We start from the raw sequence: 17,729 nt of genomic DNA, 5'->3' as shown, positions 1-17,729 counted from the left end.
TGGCAAGGAGTTTTGAATTCTATTTCTCAGTCAATGTCGGATATTTTATTCCAAGCTGATCCAGATACGTGTCGTATTTTGTGCTGTCGTAATAATATTTCTCCATTTGCGGTCGGTATTCCTCCATGACTTTTCTGTTCAGCCAGATCGCCGGCTTGTCGGAATCTGTTATCAGCGGCGCGTAATGATCTGTCTTGAGCTGAACATTATTGAAGTAATCCTTTGCATCCGCGATCAATTTCGGTGTCGTCATCAGGTCGAGGATCGTCATCGAAAGCGCCTTGGCGCCCGCGACCGCGCCCTTATGGGCGATCGGTGTCGCCATCGACATGGCGGATGTCACATGATGACCGATCATGTTGGGGATATTCGATGGAAACCACATCGTGATCGTCGGCACCGTCCACATGATATCGCCGATGTCATCCGATCCGCCGCCAATGGATGTCGGGCGGTTTTCCGGCGTCGAGAGGGGCGCCACCTTGTCGCGAAGCGGCTCGACCTTCCTGTGATTGGCTTGCTGCACCGCTTTGGCGAAGGCCTGGTCATCCGCCGACCATTTCGGCATGCCGACGGCAACGATATTGGCATAGGCGGCTTCGGCGATCGGCTTGTTGCCGAAATTCGGCGCCGCGTATCCCAGAATCTGATGCGTTACCGTTGTACCTGTCTGGAGCGCGGCACCGTCGGCTATCTGGTTTGCGGTATCGTAGAGAGATTTGACGGCACTGAATGTCCGGTCCCGCAGAAAGTACCAGACGGACGCCGTATCGGGCACGACGTTAGGCTGGCCGCCGCCGTTCGTGATCACGTAATGGGAACGCTGTGTCACCGGTAGGTGCTCGCGCCGGAAATTCCACGCGACGTCCATCAGTTCCACGCCATCGAGTGCGCTGCGCCCTTCCCAGGGCATGCCTGCCGAATGGGCGGTCTTTCCGTGGAACGTATATTCGACGGAAACCATGCCGTTCATTCCTGCATCGCCATATCCGGTGAAGAACATGTTGCTGACATGGTTGAAGATGCAGGCGTCGACACCCTTGAACAGGCCCGAGCGCACGTAATAGGCCTTGGAAGCGAGATTTTCCTCCGCCACGCCGGGCCAGATAAGCAAGCGGCCCGGAATATGGTGCTTTTCCATCACCTCCTTGGCCGCGATCGCTGCGGCCACGACCAGTGGCATGCCGGCATTGTGGCCCTCGCCATGGCCGGGCGCGCCGGGAACGAGGGGCTTCACGTTGGGAATGCCGGGCGTCTGCGACAGGCCCAGCAGATCGTCGATATCGCTGCCGACGGCGATCAATGGACCGCCACTTCCCCATGTGGCGGTAAAGGCTGTGGGGATTCCCGCGACGCCGGGAGTCACCTTGAAACCGGCCTTCCTGAGAACCCCTTGAAGATAGGCGGATGTCCTGAATTCCTGGAATCCCGGTTCGCCATAGCTGAAGATCGTGTCGGTTCCGACCTGGATCTGCTTCGCCTGACTATCGACATCGGCGATCGCTTCGGCCTTGAGGGCCGGGTCCGCGGCGGCGAGGGCGACCACCGGCAAAGTCGCCATGCAGAATGTGGTTGCGAGCAGGAATTGATGACGGGTCATGACCTTATGCCTTTTAGAAACTGACGCTCATGGCGAGCCGGAAGGTACGACCGACGGTGTCATACAGGGATGGATTGGTCTGGGCATAAGCCGGTACGTTGTTGCCGCTGGGCCCGTTGCCGACCAGCACCGGATACGTGTTCATCATATTGCTCATCACGAACGTCGTCCGGGCCGCGCGGCCGTAGAGGTTGAATTCGTAAGACAGGGACGTGTCGAAATAGACCGCGCCGGCGATCCTGTTATTGTTGATCGTGCGGTATTGCGGCGTCGACACTGGGCAGTTTGTCGTGCACTGCACATAGTCATTTCCATAGACGCCCGCACTGAAGCCGCGTGCCGTCAGGTTGAATGTGAAATTATCGAGATTATAGAACGCGCTGATGCGGTAATCCCAACTGGGTTCATTATAGGTTCCCGACAGGGTTCCGCCGTTCACGCCAGCGTAGTTGATCGGATACGTGTTATTATTGATGACGTTTGATATGTAACGGGTGATCTCGCCATGGACATTGAAGACGCCCGGCAGCTTCTTCCAGATATTCGACATGCGGATGCGGTAGCTGGCCGCGATATCGAATCCTCGCTCCTTCTGGCTTGCGAAGTTAAACGGCTGGATGGTGATCGTGCTGAGCTGGCCGTTCGTGTAGTGGATATTGTTGCAATAGGCCGCGCCGCCCGAATAGCAGAAATCGACAGTCTGCTGGGAGGTGACCGATCCGATGGCATTTTTAATATCGATATCGTAATAATCGAACGACGCCATGAAGCCGGGCAGGAAGCGCGGACTGACCACGGCACCGACGGTCCATGTGTTGGCCGTTTCGGGGGCGAGGTGTGGATTGCCGACCGTGTTTTCGGTGAAGGCCTGGGAGCCCGTGAGAGGCGCATTCGCTGGAAGAATGACGGTGTTGGTCCGTGCCGTTCCTGCCGCGAACATTTCGTTCAGATTGGGCGCGCGGATATCATGGCTGAACGTGCCGCGGAACTTGATGTCCGGGATCGGGGAATATGTGGCACCGGCTTTCCAAGTTTCGACGCTACCCGATGTCGAATAATCAGTATAGCGGCCCGCCGCGTCGATATCGAACCCTTTCCAGACCGGCATATCGAGTTCGATATAGCCTTCCTTCACGTTATAGGCGCCCTTGGTGACCCGGTAGTTTCCATACAGCCAGCCGGACGTATAGATTGGATCGACATCGCCATCGATCGATTCACGACGCCAGTCGCCGCCCATGGCGATCGAGGCGTTGCCGCCGGGAAGGTGGAACATGGTGCCGCCGATATCGAAGGCGGCGACGTGCTGCTGCAGCGTCTGGTCGCGCGTCGGCCCGTCCTTGGCGCTGCCTTCGTAGATGTAATTCAGCGCGGCAGCGGACGGCCCGGCAGTGCCGAGGCGGTCGATGGGCACGCAGCCATTGTTCGGATCGGTAATTGAGGAACGGCAGACGATCTGCCCGTTATTCACCACGGCATCCTGCGCCTGGGCCATCCGCGCGTTATTCCATGTATTGATCAGCCGGACATGATCGAGCGTCCTGCCATACTGATAGTACCAGTCCCAATGCCATTTGTTCCCGACAAAATTGAATTTGCCGTTCATTCCGCCGACATAGCGGAACACTTCACGATCGATGTTGCTTCCGGGAACCGGGAAGCCGGCATTGCTGGTTCCCATCGTGAATGATTTCTGGCCTGCTGCGGCAAGTTTCCCGGCGACTGCGGGATAATACTGGTTCAGATATGCGTTATCAGAATTGATGACGACGCCTGTGCTCGGCGTCTGCTGATAGTAGCTTTGTCCCTGATACTTGTTCCACGAGAACTGGCCGAAGATTTCCGTATTGTCCGAGATGTCATAGGATGTGCGGTTAAAGACGCCGATTCTGTCCTCGCTCGGGGCAAGGGAGTTGGTCCCCACATGGCCATCCAGCGTTGTGGCTGTATCACCCCCGATCATATAAGGATTCGACGTCGCGTTATGGACGCCGTAATTCAGTTGCCCGGTCTGCCCGTTGCCCTTGAAATAGGTACCGGTCAGGGGACCTGATGTGATCAGGCCACCCGCGCTATAGGTGAACGGTGCAAAACCCGATCCGACGAGAAGCTGCGGTTGTCCATTGTGCGGCGTGTAGTTTGGATTGTCGATCTGGAAATAGCCGCTGTTGTTCCATGGACGATCGATGGAATCGACCCCGAATCGCTGGTAGTACTGGGCATCCACAAGGACGTGGAGCTTTCCGCCGAGGAAAGTCTTGCCTATTGTTGCGTCGAGCTTGTAGTACGGGTCGTCCGCGTAGGTCGTGAACCCGGTGCTGGCGTCGAGTTTTACGCCCTTGAAATTCTTGTTCAGAATGAAATTCACGACGCCGCCGACCGCATCGGACCCATACTGGGCCGATGCGCCGCCCGTCACGACTTCGACACGCTGCACGAGATTTTGCGGAATCGTGTTGACGTCCACAAGGCCGGTCGAAGATGACGCGATGGAACGCTGGCCGTCGATCAGGATCAGCGTACGATTGGCGCCCAGACCCCGCAAATTCACCGAGTTGATACCTGCGAGGCCGGACGACAGGAAGCCGGAACTGCTCGATGAGGTCGAGCCCTGGGTCACGGACGGCATCTGATTGACCAGATCGGATATATTCGCCGGCTGTTGGGCCGCGATGTCGGCGGCCCCCATGACCGTCACCGGCGTGGGCGAGGAGAAGCCCGTTCGCGCGATATGGCTGCCGGTCACCATCACCTGTTCGCCATCGGATGTGCGGCGAGGCGCGGCCGCTGCAGCCATGACGCGTTTGCGTTGGATGGCAGACGTCGCAGCGTTGTCTCCGGCAGTCGTCTTGGTCGCCGGTGGGGCCACCCGCGGGGCCGTTGCCGGTACTCGTGTCTTTGCATGCGGTGTCGGCGTCGCTGCTGTCGCATGCAACATGACGGGTAGGGGGACCAGTATCGTCGCTGTCAGAAGATACCGATACAAGGACTGCAATGCAGGTCTTCTTGTCACTGTCGCTTTCATTCCATACACCCGCCTAAATTTCAGGTAGCAAAGCGGCGTCGGGCGTTGCCGGAGCTTCTCTGGGCAACACTATTCCGATCCAGAAACGGATAGTAAATCAAACATCGAAACGAATTCCGCGAATTAACGGGGTTACGGTGAGAATATGTGATGGATTTCCGCATATTCTATCGATTTCGTAACGATTTTGAGCATGAAATCGGGGGACCTTTGATGTCTCTCCACTGCAAGGATGCATCTGGCCCAGATTTCGTGCGCAGCCGGCACGCTTGATCGTGGCGTTTCGGTGTGGTGTCGTTCAGGAGTGGCATGGCGCGCACGGGCGGAACCCCGTCCATCGCGGTGCACGCGGTGGCGTCGGACGGGAATGGATGCCTTTCGTCCGTCAATGCCTCATTCTAAAGGAAGAGGACCCAGGGCGCGCCTGACGTGAGCGTCTCCACCGAGCCGGTGTTCGGTGCAAATGCTCTGATCCGTCATCTTCAGTCTGCGCCTCAAGCCTGAGGACGATCGACTGGAATCGCGTTGAAGGTGCCTGTCAAACACGTCAGGCAACCCAACGGTTGGTGTCAGTAGAAGCGGACCTGGCCGATCTGCATCCAGAAAGGCGAACCCGCCGTGCAGGCGCCGCCCAGCCCAATGGCGGTGAGGTCGCTGCCATTGCCGGCCAGCGTGTCGGGCCGGCCGTGTGCCGGGGAACCGTGAAAGGTCGAGAACGGCACATTGACCGTCTGCCAGCGGTCCTGGACGGTGAAGGGTGCCTCCAGGGATGGCAAGGCCGCCTGATCCAGGGTGATGCGGGCTGGGCACGCGCTTCCGCGCACCATGAATCGGACGCCGGCCCAGCGATGCGCATCGACCGGATCGATCGCTCCGCGCGAGAGCGGTAGCACGATGCCGGCATAAGGGGCCTTTTTCTGCGACATTTCGGCCTGGATCGAGAGAATATGGTGCCCCGCGTCGTCCGGGATGATGGTCGCGACCACGATGCTGCGATCGGGGCCGCGATCGGCGGCCACGGTACGCAACGTATCGAGGGATGTCCGTCCGTCGGAGCGTTCGAAATCGTCGATCAGGAGCTGTGCCGGCGTTGCGGGACGATGGTCCTGCCGATTGGCGTCGGGCAGCGGCGGTGCATCCATGCCCCAGATCAGCCGGCCGTCTTCGATGACTGCGACCAGATGATGGACGGCGGAAATATCCGTGGCCGGATTGTCTTGGAACAGGTCGAGGTCGGCCCGCTGGCCGACGGCAATCGTGCCCCGGTCCGCTGCGATTCCGGCCAGTCGCGCGCTGGTGGCGGTTGCCGCCGTCAGGGCTTCCGCTGGCGTCAGCCCGGCACGAACCAGAAGTGCGAGTTCATGTAGGGTTGAGGGGCCGTGTGGCGTCCCCGGCATGCCAGCGTCCGTCCCGACGCCGATCGGAACGCCGGCATCGTGAAGCAGCTTGACGTTCCTGAGTGCGTTGGCGAATTTCTCGTGACGCTGCGCGACCTGTTGCGGGGCCTTGGAACTCAGCGGGCCCGGCTTGTCGGGATCGTAGACGGCAAGTGTCGGGACTTCCCCCATGCCGCTCCGGTGGATCTCTTCCACCTCCGTGGGGGTCAGCACGCTGTCCTGCAGGATATGCGCCAGAGCGTCGACATGTGCCCGCGCCGCGATCAGCCCCCGCTGGACCGTGACCGTGTGCGTAAAGACCTTCAGCCCCGCATCGTGGGCTGCGGACGCCACCGCCGCCAGCGCGTCCTCGTTCATGCTGGTGTTGTCGGGTGACATGCCATAGCGCCAGCCGTCCGTGAACGCCTTGATGAGGTCGGGACGATAGGGCAGGGCGGCGGAGACCGCCGCGCGTCCGTCCTCGGCGGTCGTGATCCAGCGGGTCGTCGCCTGGTCGGCCCAATCGGCCCCGTGACCCCCGACTGTGCTGATCCTGGCCGCGAAGCGGACATGCGGTGCGGCCAGGCCGGTCAGCCAGGCGCGCAACGGGGCATAGGCCTCCGGCGCTTCGTTGAAGTCATTGACGGTCGTGACACCGGATTTGAGATAGGCCGTAGCGATAGCAGGAACGGTTGCGGGTACGCCGGCCGATGTCCAGTGCGTATGAAGGTCGAACAGACCGGGGGTGAGCGTCAGGCCAGTCGCGTCGACGATCCGGGTGCCGGGCGGTACCGCGACATGCTCGCCGACGGCCGTGATCCGATCGCCTCGAACAAGGACGGTCTCCCTGCGGGTCCTCCCGTCAATCGCGTCGAAAACATCGGCGCCTTCGATCGCAAGCGCGGTTGGCCCGGCAGCGTAAGTGGGCAGGGGCGGGGCAGAGCCTGCGAGGACCCATGATGCGCCGAGCCACAAGCGGATACGCCACCGGTTCATATCGATCATTCCTTGTCTCCGGGGGTTTTCTGATAGATGGGAAATCGTGCGCACAATGTTTTGACGCGTTCATTGACGCTGTTTTCGACGGACGTGTCACCGTTGCCGTCGGAAGCGGCCAGGGCGGTCAGTACTTCGTCGATCATCTCGCCGATCTGGCGGAATTCCGCCTCTCGGAATCCGCGCGCCGTTGCCGCCGGGCTGCCCAGGCGGATACCCGACGTCACGGCGGGTTTCTCGGGGTCGAACGGCACGGCGTTCTTGTTCGCGGTGATCCCCGCGCGTTCCAAAGCGTGTTCCGCTGCTTTGCCCGTCACCTTCTTCGCCCGCAGGTCCACCAGCAGCAGGTGGCTGTCCGTGCCGCCCGTCACCAGTTCGAAGCCGCGCGCGACCAGGACTTCTCCCAGCACGCGGGCGTTTGCCATGACCGCTGCTTGATAATCGCTGAATTCCTGTGCCAGCGCCTCGCCAAACGCCACAGCTTTCGCCGCGATGACATGCATCAGCGGTCCACCCTGCAGACCGGGGAACACTGCCGAATTGATCTTCCTGAACAGGGTCTCGTCATTGGTCAGGATCAGGCCGCCACGCGGACCCCGCAATGTCTTGTGCGTCGTGCTGGTCACCACGTCGGCATGGGGAATTGGGCTGGGATAGAGTCCTGCCGCGACCAGACCGGCGAAATGCGCCATGTCCACCATCAGCTTCGCGCCGACCTCGTCGGCGATTGTGCGGAAGCGTGCGAAATCGATGATGCGCGGGTAGGCGGAACCGCCAGCCACGATCAGTTTCGGCCGGTGCCGGCGGGCCAGGGTTTCCATCTGGTCGTAATCCAGCAATCCGTCCTGACGTCGTACACCGTACTGTACTGCATTGAACCACTTGCCGGAGTAGTTGGGCGCCGCGCCATGAGTCAGATGGCCGCCCGCGGCCAGGCTCATGCCGAGTATCGTGTCTCCCGGAGAGAGTATGGCCATGAACGCTGCCTGGTTCGCATTGGCACCGGAATGGGGCTGCACATTGGCATAAGCCGCGCCGAAGAGGCGGGTCACGCGCATGATCGCCAGTGTCTCGACCTTATCCACCTCGCGGCACCCGCCATAATATCGTCGTCCGGGATAGCCTTCGGCATATTTGTTGGTGAGAACGCTGCCCTGCGCCTGTAGAATAGCCTCGGACACCATGTTCTCACTGGCAATCAGTTCGATCCCGTCACGCTGACGCGTCATTTCGCCGGCAATCGCCGCCGCGATCTCTGGGTCGGTCTCGTCGAGGGGCGAACGAAAGAAGCGCTTGAGCGCTGTTTCGGTCATGATGAAGCCTTTCATGGTTGCCTTGTTGCCTTCCAGCGTTTTCGGTCCGGAGGAGAGCGTTCATGGGGACAAGCGCGTGTGTTTCCAGAGTGCGGAAGAAACGGTTCAAAATGACTTGCTTATGGGATAACATAACGTGATAGTAACGATATCGGTAATTTTGGCCGCAAAATATTCGAATCTCGCTAAGATAAGGGCTTTTTTTGATGAATGCCGTCACGTCTGCTCTCGATAGCACCGATTTCAGAATCCTACGCGAAGTCGCCGCCAATGGACGAGTCAGCGACGTCCAGTTGGGAGAAAAAATCCATCTCTCCAGTACCGCATCGGCTCGTCGTAGAAAAATACTCGAAGAAACGGGCGTTATTACGGGATATACCGCCACCATTGATCTGGAACGTCTTGGAATGGGCGTCACGGTCCTTGTCCGGATCGAATTGACGTCCCAAACTGGCCAAGCGCTCGACGATTTCGAAAATGTGGCGGTCCGCTGTCCGTCCGTAACATATTGCTATTTTGTTTCGGGGGATACGGATTTTATCCTTATCCTGCATGTCAGGTCGATTGACGACTATGATCGGGTTTACCGCGACGAACTGTCGACACTGCCGCATGTCGCCCATATTCGCAGCAGTTTTGTGATCCGCAAAATTGCTCAGCGGATCGTTCCGCCTTCTGTCGGATGACGGCTCCGGGGCGGCGTACTGTTCTCCACCGGTCAAATTCCGTTGACTCCCTTTGTTATTTATAAGAAACGGGCCTCCGTGGGTTTGGTCCGCTACGTGCATGTTATCCATAAAATTGAAACGTTTTCTGTGAATGTCATGGGGCTCTGAAGCCATGTCGTGATGGATAGTGTCGGTAGACGTCAGATTTATGATGGAAACGCAATCCAGGCACGGTGCCCTATATGGGGATTGGGGATATGCGACTCGTCGGCCGGAGCGACGGAACACCTGCGCGCCCGAATGCCGGGATGCCTTGAGGATCGGAGAAGCGAAGAGGTGGTCACTCTGCAGGAATCGGCAAGCAGTGACATCCGCCGGGTGGCCGGATTATCATCCGCCGTCATGACCGATCCGATCACCCAGCGCATCGCGCGCTTCAGATGCCGTCATAGGCAAAAAATTGGGGAATGCCGCAATCGTGGCTATATGCTCTGGCGCGCCGCTGCCGGAGCCTCTGTCATCTGGCGGAATCCGGGGCAGATCGGTCCTGTTGGGGGGGGCTATCGGTCCTTGCGGAAAGAATGTTGGACCAGCGTCGCGTTCTCTGGGCGCACCATTCTGGCCATCGGCAACGCCCTGTCGTTCGTCGCATTGGAGGATATCTTCTGGCCAGCGATATAGCCGCGACACATTCCAGAATGCGGAAAGTCGAGTTGATGCGGTTGCCCCTATGAATATGCCGGCTGCATCGTCGGCGTCTTATACGCCCAGACCAGCCGGGCCGTGGCGCCGCGCCGGGCGGCGGTTGGTGCGCGATCGGGCGGCGATGGTGGCGTTGGCGGTGCTGCTGGCGGTGGCGGCGGCGTGCCTGATGGCGCCGCTTTATGCGCGCGACGTGGCGCATACCGATCCGTTTACCTCCAACGTCGCGGGGGCGGTGACGATCGACGGGCGCAGCGTTGATATCATGCAGCCCAATGACAATCCGCTGCATCTGGGCCTGTCGCCGATCGGACCGACCTGGCGCGCCTCGGCCGACCTGCTGGGGGCGGACAGCCAGGGGCGGGATCTGGCGGCGCGCCTGCTCTATGGCGGGCGGACCTCGCTGCTGATTGCCTTCTGTGCCGCCGCGCTGTGCATCGTGCTGGCGGCCGTCGTGGGCATCGTCGCCGGTTATGTCGGGGGGATCGTGGATGCCGTGCTGTCGCGCATCATGGACATCATGTGGGCGGTGCCGGTTTATCTGTTCGCGATCTCGCTTTCCATCGTGACCGTCAGCCAGGGGCTGAAGCTGGGGCCGATCGTGATCGGCAGCGATAATCTGCTGATCCCGATCTGCATCATCGCGCTGGTCTATGTGCCCTATGCGGCGCGGCCGGTGCGCGGGCGGGTGATGACGTTGCGTCGGGCGGAGTTCGTCACCGCCGCTCGGGCGCTGGGGGTGCCGGGTTATCGCATCGTGCTGCGGGATATCCTGCCCAATGTCACCGGCACGCTGGTGGTGCTGGCGCCGCTGATGATGGCGCTGGCGATGATGGCGGAATCGGCGCTGTCGTTCCTTTCCATCGGCGTGCAGGCGCCCGGCGCGTCGTGGGGGACGATCATCCAGGATGGCGAGGGGTTGATCTATACCCGCCCGATGGTGGCCATCGCGCCGGGGCTGGCGATCGTGATCGTGGTGCTGGCGCTGAACGTGCTGGGGGACGGCATGCGCGACGCGCTGGATGTGCGCGACAGCGGGCGGGAGCGCGGCTGATGGTCATGAGCGTCCTGCGGCGTCTGGGCCAGACGCTGTTCGTGCTGTTCGGGATTTCGGTGCTGGTGTTCCTGGTGTTCTTCGCCACGCCGGGAGCGGACCCGACGGCGCGCATCGCCGGCCGCAATGCCTCGCCCGAGACGATGGCGCGGGTGCGCGTGGAATACGGGTTCGACCGGCCCTTGCCGGTGCAATATGCGCGGATGATGGAAAAGCTGTTCGTGACGCGGGATCTGACCTCCTACGTCAATCGCGGGCAGAAGGTGGTGCCGGAGATTCTGGAGGCGGCGCCGGTCACGGTGTCGCTGGTTTCCGGCGCGGCGCTGATCTGGGTGGTGCTGTCGGTGGCCATGGGCATGACGGCGGCGGCTCTGCGTGGCGGCTGGGTGGATCGCGGCCTGATGATGCTGGGGCTGGTCGGGATTTCGATTCCGGTCTTCTGGCTGGGGCAGGTGGTGAATCTGGTCACGCAGAGCCGCTATCACGATAGCTGGCTGTTTTCCTGGGTGCCGGGGCTGGGCTATGTGCCGCTGACCGAGGACCCGCTGGGCTGGTTCCGCGCGCTGGTCCTGCCGTGGCTGACGCTGGCGGTGCTGTTCGTGGGCATTTACAGCCGCGTGCTGCGTGCCGATCTGGTGGCGGTGCAGAGCGAGGATTTCATGCGTACCGCCCGTGCCAAGGGGCTGTCGCCCGTGCGGGTGCTGCTGGTCCATGGGCTGCGCACGTCGATGATCACGTTCGTTTCGCTGTTCGGGCTGGATTTCGCGCAATTGGTGGGCGGTGGCGCGCTGTTGACGGAGGTGGTGTTCGGTTTGCAGGGCGTTGGGCGGCTGACCTATCAGGCGCTGTCGAACCTCGACCTGCCGCTGATCATGGCGACGGTGATGTATTCGGCGGTGTTCGTCGTGATCGCCAATGCCGTCGTGGACATGCTGTATCTCTTCCTTGACCCCCGGGTGCGCGATGGACGGTGACATGCTGCTGGCGGTGCGCGACCTGACGGTGGCGCTGCCCATCGGCGGGCGGCTGGTGCCGATCGTCGAATCCGTATCCTTTACGCTGGGCGCGCGGGAAATCCTGGGTATCGTGGGCGAGTCCGGCTCGGGCAAGAGCGTGACCTCGCTGGCGGTCATGGGGCTGATCGACGTGCCGGGCGCGCGCGTCAGCGGGTCGGTGCGCTTTCGCGGGCGCGAACTGGTGGGACTGGCGCCGCGCGCCTATCGCGCGTTGCGCGGGCGTGAGATCGCGATGATCTTTCAGGACCCGATGACGGCCTTTACGCCTGTCTATACGGTCGGGCGGCAGATCGACGAACAGATCCGCGCCCATCAGAAGATATCGCGCACCGATGCGCGCGCGCGCACCGTGCGTCTGCTGGGCGATATGGGCGTGCCCGACCCCGAGCGGGTGGCCGGGCGCCATCCGCACCAGCTTTCCGGCGGTCTGCGCCAGCGGGCGATGATTGCGATGGCGCTGTCGTGCAATCCGGCGCTGCTGATCGCCGACGAACCGACGACGGCGCTGGATGTGACGGTGCAGGCGCAGATCCTGGACCTGCTGCGCGGGTTGCGGCGGGAATACGGGTCGTCGGTGCTGCTGATCACCCACGACATGGGCGTGGTGGCCGAGACCTGCGACCGTACGCTGGTGCTGTATAGCGGGCTGGTGGCCGAGCGCGGGCCGACCGGCGCGTTGTTCGCGCAGCCGGGGCACCCGTACACGGCGGCGTTGCTGGATTCGATTCCGCCGCTGCATGGGCCGCGTCCGGCGCGTCTGCCCTCCATTCCCGGCAGTCCGCCGGCCCCCGCCGAGCGCCCGGCCGGGTGCCCCTTCGCGCCGCGCTGCGTCTATGTGCAGGATTCCTGCGCCGTGCGGCCGCCGCTGGTTGCGTGCGGGGAGCAGGATGTCGCCTGTGTGCTGCCGGCCGAGGGGCGCCCGCTGCCGCCGCGTTTCGTTTCGGAGATGCGTGCATGACCACCCGGCCGGACGCTCCGCCATCTCCGCTGATTGCAGCGGAGGATTTGCGCATGACCTACCGCGTCGGGCGCGGGCAGGTGCTGCGCGCGCTCGATGGGGTGTCGCTCGCCGTCCGGCCCGGCGAGGTGCTGGGGCTGGTGGGCGAGTCCGGTTGCGGCAAATCGACCCTCGGCCGCTGCCTGCTGCGGCTGGTGCAGCCGAGTAGCGGGCGCGTCGTCTTCGATGGCACCGACATCACCACGCTGCCCGAGCGGCGCCTGCGCCCGCTGCGGCAGGACATGCAGATGGTGTTTCAGGATTCCTATGCCGCGCTGAATCCGCGTCGCCGGGTCGGCGACCTGATTGCCGAGCCGTTGCGGGTGCATCCCGCCCCCGGCGGCGGGCGGCGCAGTCGGGCCGATATCGCCGCCCGGCTGGCGGAACTGATGGATCTGGTGGGCCTGCCGCAGGCGGCGCTGGAGCGTTATCCGCACGAATTTTCCGGCGGCCAGCGGCAACGGATCAACATCGCCCGCGCGCTGGCGCTTTCCCCCCGGCTGGTGGTCGCCGATGAGCCGGTGGCGGCGCTGGATGTGTCGATCCAGGCGCAGATCGTGAATCTGTTCATGGATCTGCGTGACCGGCTGGGGCTGACCTATGTGTTCGTCGCGCACGATCTGGCGGTGGTGCGGCAGATTTCGACCCGCGTTGCGGTCATGTATCTGGGCGCGATCGTCGAACTGGGCGAGGCCGACGCCGTGCTGCACCATCCGGCCCATCCCTACACCGCCGCCCTGATCGCTGCCGTGCCCGAGCCGGTGGTGCGCAAGGAAGGGTTGCCGCCGCCATTGCGCGGCGACGTGCCCAGCCCGATCGCACCGCCACCGGGCTGCCGGTTTCACACGCGCTGCCCGGTGGTGCGCGACCGATGCCGGGTCGATCCGCCGGTGCTGCATGCCCTGGCGGATGGGCGTGAAGTGGTCTGTCACTATCCGTTAGCCGGGGAATGAGTGCGCGAGGCTTCGGCCCGCACCCACCCAAGGCAGTCGTCTTCGAAAATTTCTTCTCGGGCAACGAGCAGGGATGAAGGGGACGACTGTACCCTTCCGGGTTCGGGCGGAGCCTGACCGTTATGCTCGGAAATGTCGCGATACGGGACAGCAACACCAGGTGGGCCATACCGTGACATGATCGAAATCATGAACGCTTCCATGTCGCAGCAGTGTGGAGGAAGGCGGAGAATGATGAAATATTCATAAAATATGGAAAGAGCGTTCTTTTTTCGGCGGCCATTTCAGTATAGGGCGCAATGCGTGGACTTGAAAATTGGGAGTCGGCGATGAGGGCGCGACGGATCGTTCTCCTGGCGGCGATGCTGGGATTGGTGATCGGGTTGGTGGTCGGGCTGGGGCCGCGTGTGCGGCCGTGGAACGGTGCGCTCGCAATGCCGGCCGTGCCCTCCGACCCCGCCGCGCTGACGGCGTGGATCGCGGCTGGTGAAGCGGCGGCCGGCCCCCTGCGGCCCGGTGCTGAAGCGCGGATCGTCTGGGCCGATCCGGCGCATCCTGCGCGCACCGCCTGCGCCATCGTCTATCTGCATGGTTTCACCGCCAGCCAGGGCGAGGGCGCGCCGGTTCATGCCGATCTCGCGCGTCTGTTCGGCTGCAATCTCTATCTGGCGCGTCTGCCGGGCCATGGGCTACAGGCGCCGGACGCCATGCGTGGCCTGACGGCGGAGCGGCTGGCGCAGGGGGCGGCGCGGGCACTGGCGATCGGCGGGGCGATCGGCGAGCGGGTGATCGTGATCGGCACCTCCACCGGCGGCGCCCTGGCGCTGGATCTCGCGGCGCGCTTTCCGCAGGCGCTCTCCGGGCTGGTTCTGTGGTCGCCACTGGTGCGCGAACGGGGGAACCAGTTGGACCCGCTGTTCTGGCCGTGGGGACTGCAATTGATGTGGCTGGTGCATAATCACGGCCATGACGTGACGCATGCTCCCGCGCTGGGGCCGGTCTGGACCGGGGATGTGCATGTCGATGGCTATGTCGCGCTGGCCGAACTGACGCGCGGGCGGATGGTCGCGCCGGTGTTTCACCAGGTCACGGCGCCGGTCTTCCTCGGTTATTACGATCGTGATCCGGCGCATACCGACCCGACGGTGGAGGTGCCGGCGATGAGGGAGATGTTCGGGCAACTGGGCACGCCGGCGGCCCTGCGCCGTCAGGTGGATTTTCCGCAGGCCGACAGTCATGTGATCGCCTCGCCGCTGCGCTCGCGCACCCCGGACGCCGTGTGTCGGGCCACGCGCGATTATCTGCGTGATGTGCTGCGTCTGCCCTATGCCCCGGATGGCGACCCGGCCGTATGCGATACGGTGCGTCCGCTCGCAGGCTAGCACCCGGCTTTATGCACGCCATCGGTGCATGGGGGCCTCTTTTCGCATGGATGGCCGCTAAAATATTGATTTATCTGAGGTTAAGAAACGTAAATCTGGACGAATCCGGTTTTCCGGCACTAGTCAGGGGGAAGGAGAGGCGGATAAAATACCGTAGGCACCGGGGCAGTGCGCCCCGATTGTCGCATCCAAGGAAGTGAGACCGATGGCTGAATGTCCGACGAATTGTAAGATCAAGTCCCCCTGCGTGAAGGGGCTCCTGGCCGTGGGTCTGGTTGCGGCGCTGGCCTTCGTGGTCAAGAAAGTGTTTTGCAACAAGAACTGAGCCTCCAGTCTCCGTCCCGGCCGCGCGCCGGGGCGGTGCCTTTCCGGTCTCGCGGGTAAAGTCGTGGCGGGATGGGAAGAGGCGGCGCCCGTGATCCGGCGGATCATCCATGTCGACATGGACGCGTTCTATGCGTCGGTCGAGCAGAGGGACGATCCGGCCTTGCGGGGGCGGCCGGTCGCCGTCGGCGGCAGTCGGCAGCGCGGCGTGGTCGCCGCCGCCAGTTACGAGGCCCGGCAATATGGCGTGCGTTCGGCCATGCCATCGGTCACCGCGCGGCGCAAATGCCCCGAACTGGTCTTCGTGCCGCCGCGCTTTGATGTTTATCGGGCGGTTTCGGCCCAGATCCACGCTGTTTTCGCCCGCTATACGAAGCTGATCCAGCCGCTTTCGCTCGACGAAGCTTATCTGGATGTCACGGTATCGTTGATCGCGCATCCGTCCGCCACCGCGATTGCCGAGGAAATCCGGGCCGCGATCCGGGCGGAGACGGGGCTGACGGCTTCGGCCGGCGTGTCGTACAACAAATTCCTGGCCAAGCTGGCATCGGATGTCCGCAAGCCCAACGGGCAATATGTCATTACTCCGCGCATGGGGCCGCGCTTTGTCGAGGCCCTGCCGGTCGAGCGGTTCCACGGCATCGGCCCCGCCACGGCGGCGCGCATGCACGCTTTGGGCATCCGCACCGGGCTGGATCTGCGGGCGTGGGACATGGAGCGTCTGGCGCGCCATTTCGGTCGGGCCGCCGCGTTTTATCATGGCATCGCGCGCGGGGTGGACGAGCGGCCGGTGGAGCCCGACCGCAAGCGCAAATCCATCGGCGCCGAACGTACGCTGGAGCAGGATATCCATCATTGGGAGCAGGCCCTGCCTGTGCTCGATCTGTTGGTCGACCGGGTGTGGGAGGCTTGCGCCAAGCGGGGGTTGGGCGGGCGCACGGTTACGGTGAAGGTTCGTTATGCCGATTTTCGTCATACTGGCCGGGCTCGTTCGCTCGCCGCGCCTCTTGCCTCCCGCGCCGCATTGCGGGAGGTGGCGGTGGGGCTGATGCGGCCGTTCTTTCCGCCCGAAATGGGGGTGCGCCTGCTGGGGGTGACGCTTTCGAACCTCGATGATGGGGAAACCGCCGCATCGGGCACGCAGTTCGCCCTCGCGCTGGACGCATCCTGACGCCGGCGGCTGGGCGCTTGCCGCGAGCGGGAGAAATGGCCCATAAATCACGGGTTTCCGGCGCCGATATCGTGGCCGGGCGCATCGCGGGATAGCATGAAATGGCGTTGCTTGTCAGAACTTCACGCGACCGGTCGGCGGCCTGGCGCACGGCGCTGCATCAGGCGGCCCCCGATCTCGATATCCGGGTATGGCCCGAATGCGGCGACCCGGCGGAAATCACCGCGCTGCTGACCTGGAAAGCGCCGCCCGATCTCGTGCAGCGTTTTCCCAACCTGCGGGTTATCTTCTCGGAGGGTGCCGGGGTCGATCAGTTTCTTTCGCTGGACCTGCCGGAGACCGTCAGCCTGGTGCGGATCGTCGATCCGGCGCTGACGGGGATGATGGTGGAATATGGCACCTGGGCCACGCTGGCCCTGCATCGGCGGATTCCGGCCTATCAGCGGGCGCAGGCGGCCCATGAATGGAAGGGCCTGCCTGATATGCTGGCGCGCGACCGGCGGGTGGGCGTGCTGGGGCTCGGCGTGCTGGGGCGCGCCCTGCTGGAGCGCCTGCGGCTGTTCGGTTTCGATTGCGCCGGCTGGAGCCGGGGGGGGCATGTGCTCGACGGCGTGATGTGCTTTGCCGGGGCGGAAGGGCTTCAGCCGTTCCTCGCCCGGACCGACATTCTGATCTGTCTGCTGCCGCTGACCGACGAGACGCGCGGTATCCTCTCGGCAGCCCATTTCGACGCCATGCCGCGCGGGGCGGCGCTGATCAATTGCGGGCGCGGCGGCCATCTGGTGGAGCAGGATCTGCTCGATGCGCTGGCGTCCGGCCAGTTGTCCCATGCGATTCTGGATGTCACGACGCCGGAGCCGCTGCCCGTGGATCATCCGTTCTGGGACCATCCCGGTGTGACCATCACGCCGCATGTCGCCAGTGACACGACGCCGGCCAGCGCCGCCGCCCAGGTGATCGAGAACCTGAAATGCCTGCAACGGGGCGAGGCGCCGGTCGGGCTGGTCGATCGCCAACGCGGTTACTGAGCAGGCGGCTTAGCCCGCATTTCTCACACGCTGATGTGGGGCGGTCTGACGGAGCGCCGTCAGCTGGTTGCGAGCGGTTCTGATCTGTTTTCGTAACAGGAAACCGAATTTTGGGCACGCGCCA

14 protein-coding genes are annotated in these 17,729 nt (G+C 63.0%); 10 read left to right on the top strand and 4 right to left on the bottom strand.

The window, feature by feature from the left end; translation table 11 throughout:
* Positions 1 to 19: 19 nt before the first annotated feature.
* A complete protein-coding gene (locus HLH25_RS13585) occupies positions 20 to 1,450 on the bottom strand; it encodes an amidohydrolase (protein WP_343065502.1) in 1,431 nt (476 codons plus the stop codon).
* Between HLH25_RS13585 and HLH25_RS20675 the strand changes: the two genes are divergently transcribed.
* Positions 1,394 to 1,624 carry a hypothetical protein gene (locus HLH25_RS20675; RefSeq protein ID WP_343065503.1) on the top strand — a complete coding sequence of 77 codons (231 nt, stop codon included), beginning with the start codon at positions 1,394 to 1,396 and terminating at the stop codon, positions 1,622 to 1,624. The genes HLH25_RS13585 and HLH25_RS20675 overlap by 57 nt on opposite strands.
* Here HLH25_RS20675 and HLH25_RS13580 read toward each other — a convergent pair.
* From HLH25_RS13580 to glyA, 3 genes are all read right to left on the bottom strand, one after another.
* Entirely contained in the window at positions 1,614 to 4,397 is a 2,784-nt protein-coding gene (locus tag HLH25_RS13580) for a TonB-dependent receptor plug domain-containing protein (protein ID WP_182974581.1), read from the bottom strand. The two genes, HLH25_RS20675 and HLH25_RS13580, sit on opposite strands and share 11 nt — an antisense overlap.
* Positions 4,398 to 5,194: 797 nt before the next feature.
* Positions 5,195 to 7,006, bottom strand: coding sequence for an amidohydrolase family protein (locus HLH25_RS13575; protein ID WP_220791816.1), 1,812 nt, complete (start codon positions 7,004 to 7,006; stop codon positions 5,195 to 5,197).
* Positions 7,003 to 8,310: a serine hydroxymethyltransferase gene (glyA, locus tag HLH25_RS13570; RefSeq protein ID WP_182974580.1), complete on the bottom strand. Its 1,308-nt coding sequence runs from the start codon at positions 8,308 to 8,310 to the stop codon at positions 7,003 to 7,005. The genes HLH25_RS13575 and glyA overlap by 4 nt, the downstream gene beginning before the upstream one ends.
* 206 nt (positions 8,311 to 8,516) lie before the next feature.
* Here glyA and HLH25_RS13565 point away from each other — a divergent pair, with 206 nt between their 5' ends.
* From HLH25_RS13565 to HLH25_RS13525, 9 genes are all read left to right on the top strand, one after another.
* A complete protein-coding gene (locus tag HLH25_RS13565) occupies positions 8,517 to 8,996 on the top strand; it encodes an Lrp/AsnC family transcriptional regulator (protein ID WP_182974579.1) in 480 nt (159 codons plus the stop codon).
* Positions 8,997 to 9,314: 318 nt separating this feature from the next.
* Entirely contained in the window at positions 9,315 to 9,659 is a 345-nt protein-coding gene (locus HLH25_RS13560; RefSeq protein ID WP_182974578.1) for a hypothetical protein, read from the top strand.
* A gap of 49 nt (positions 9,660 to 9,708) precedes the next feature.
* Positions 9,709 to 10,734 (top strand): ABC transporter permease, encoded by a 1,026-nt coding sequence (locus HLH25_RS13555; RefSeq protein WP_375288982.1) that lies wholly within the window; start codon positions 9,709 to 9,711, stop codon positions 10,732 to 10,734.
* Entirely contained in the window at positions 10,734 to 11,708 is a 975-nt protein-coding gene (locus HLH25_RS13550; protein WP_182974577.1) for an ABC transporter permease, read from the top strand. The genes HLH25_RS13555 and HLH25_RS13550 overlap by 1 nt, the downstream gene beginning before the upstream one ends.
* Positions 11,698 to 12,708, top strand: coding sequence for an ABC transporter ATP-binding protein (locus tag HLH25_RS13545; protein ID WP_182974576.1), 1,011 nt, complete (start codon positions 11,698 to 11,700; stop codon positions 12,706 to 12,708). The genes HLH25_RS13550 and HLH25_RS13545 overlap by 11 nt, the downstream gene beginning before the upstream one ends.
* The gene (locus tag HLH25_RS13540; protein WP_182974575.1) at positions 12,705 to 13,700 is read left to right on the top strand and encodes an ABC transporter ATP-binding protein; all 996 of its coding nucleotides are present in this window, start codon (positions 12,705 to 12,707) and stop codon (positions 13,698 to 13,700) included. Before HLH25_RS13545 ends, HLH25_RS13540 begins: the two co-directional genes overlap by 4 nt.
* A gap of 329 nt (positions 13,701 to 14,029) precedes the next feature.
* Complete coding sequence (locus tag HLH25_RS13535; protein ID WP_182974574.1) at positions 14,030 to 15,082, top strand: alpha/beta hydrolase; 1,053 nt, start codon at positions 14,030 to 14,032, stop codon at positions 15,080 to 15,082.
* A gap of 442 nt (positions 15,083 to 15,524) precedes the next feature.
* Positions 15,525 to 16,577: a DNA polymerase IV gene (gene dinB / locus HLH25_RS13530; RefSeq protein WP_182974647.1), complete on the top strand. Its 1,053-nt coding sequence runs from the start codon at positions 15,525 to 15,527 to the stop codon at positions 16,575 to 16,577.
* 101 nt (positions 16,578 to 16,678) lie between these two features.
* Complete coding sequence (locus HLH25_RS13525; protein ID WP_182974573.1) at positions 16,679 to 17,605, top strand: 2-hydroxyacid dehydrogenase; 927 nt, start codon at positions 16,679 to 16,681, stop codon at positions 17,603 to 17,605.
* Positions 17,606 to 17,729 lie beyond the last annotated feature (124 nt).

The organism is Gluconacetobacter dulcium (assembly GCF_014174165.1).
GTDB classification, from domain to species: Bacteria; Pseudomonadota; Alphaproteobacteria; order Acetobacterales; family Acetobacteraceae; genus Gluconacetobacter; species Gluconacetobacter dulcium.
This window is presented reverse-complemented; position numbering and strand designations above follow the sequence as displayed.

Coding starts and splice junctions, on each gene's coding strand:
- HLH25_RS13580 (WP_182974581.1), bottom strand. CDS start 4,397: ATGGCTGCAGCGGCCGCGCCTCGCCGCACATCCGATGGCGAACAGGTG.
- HLH25_RS13575 (WP_220791816.1), bottom strand. CDS start 7,006: ATGATCGATATGAACCGGTGGCGTATCCGCTTGTGGCTCGGCGCATCA.
- glyA (WP_182974580.1), bottom strand. CDS start 8,310: ATGACCGAAACAGCGCTCAAGCGCTTCTTTCGTTCGCCCCTCGACGAG.
- HLH25_RS13565 (WP_182974579.1), top strand. CDS start 8,517: ATGAATGCCGTCACGTCTGCTCTCGATAGCACCGATTTCAGAATCCTA.
- HLH25_RS13555 (WP_375288982.1), top strand. CDS start 9,709: ATGAATATGCCGGCTGCATCGTCGGCGTCTTATACGCCCAGACCAGCC.
- HLH25_RS13550 (WP_182974577.1), top strand. CDS start 10,734: ATGGTCATGAGCGTCCTGCGGCGTCTGGGCCAGACGCTGTTCGTGCTG.
- HLH25_RS13545 (WP_182974576.1), top strand. CDS start 11,698: ATGGACGGTGACATGCTGCTGGCGGTGCGCGACCTGACGGTGGCGCTG.
- HLH25_RS13540 (WP_182974575.1), top strand. CDS start 12,705: ATGACCACCCGGCCGGACGCTCCGCCATCTCCGCTGATTGCAGCGGAG.
- HLH25_RS13535 (WP_182974574.1), top strand. CDS start 14,030: ATGAGGGCGCGACGGATCGTTCTCCTGGCGGCGATGCTGGGATTGGTG.
- dinB (WP_182974647.1), top strand. CDS start 15,525: ATGGACGCGTTCTATGCGTCGGTCGAGCAGAGGGACGATCCGGCCTTG.
- HLH25_RS13525 (WP_182974573.1), top strand. CDS start 16,679: ATGGCGTTGCTTGTCAGAACTTCACGCGACCGGTCGGCGGCCTGGCGC.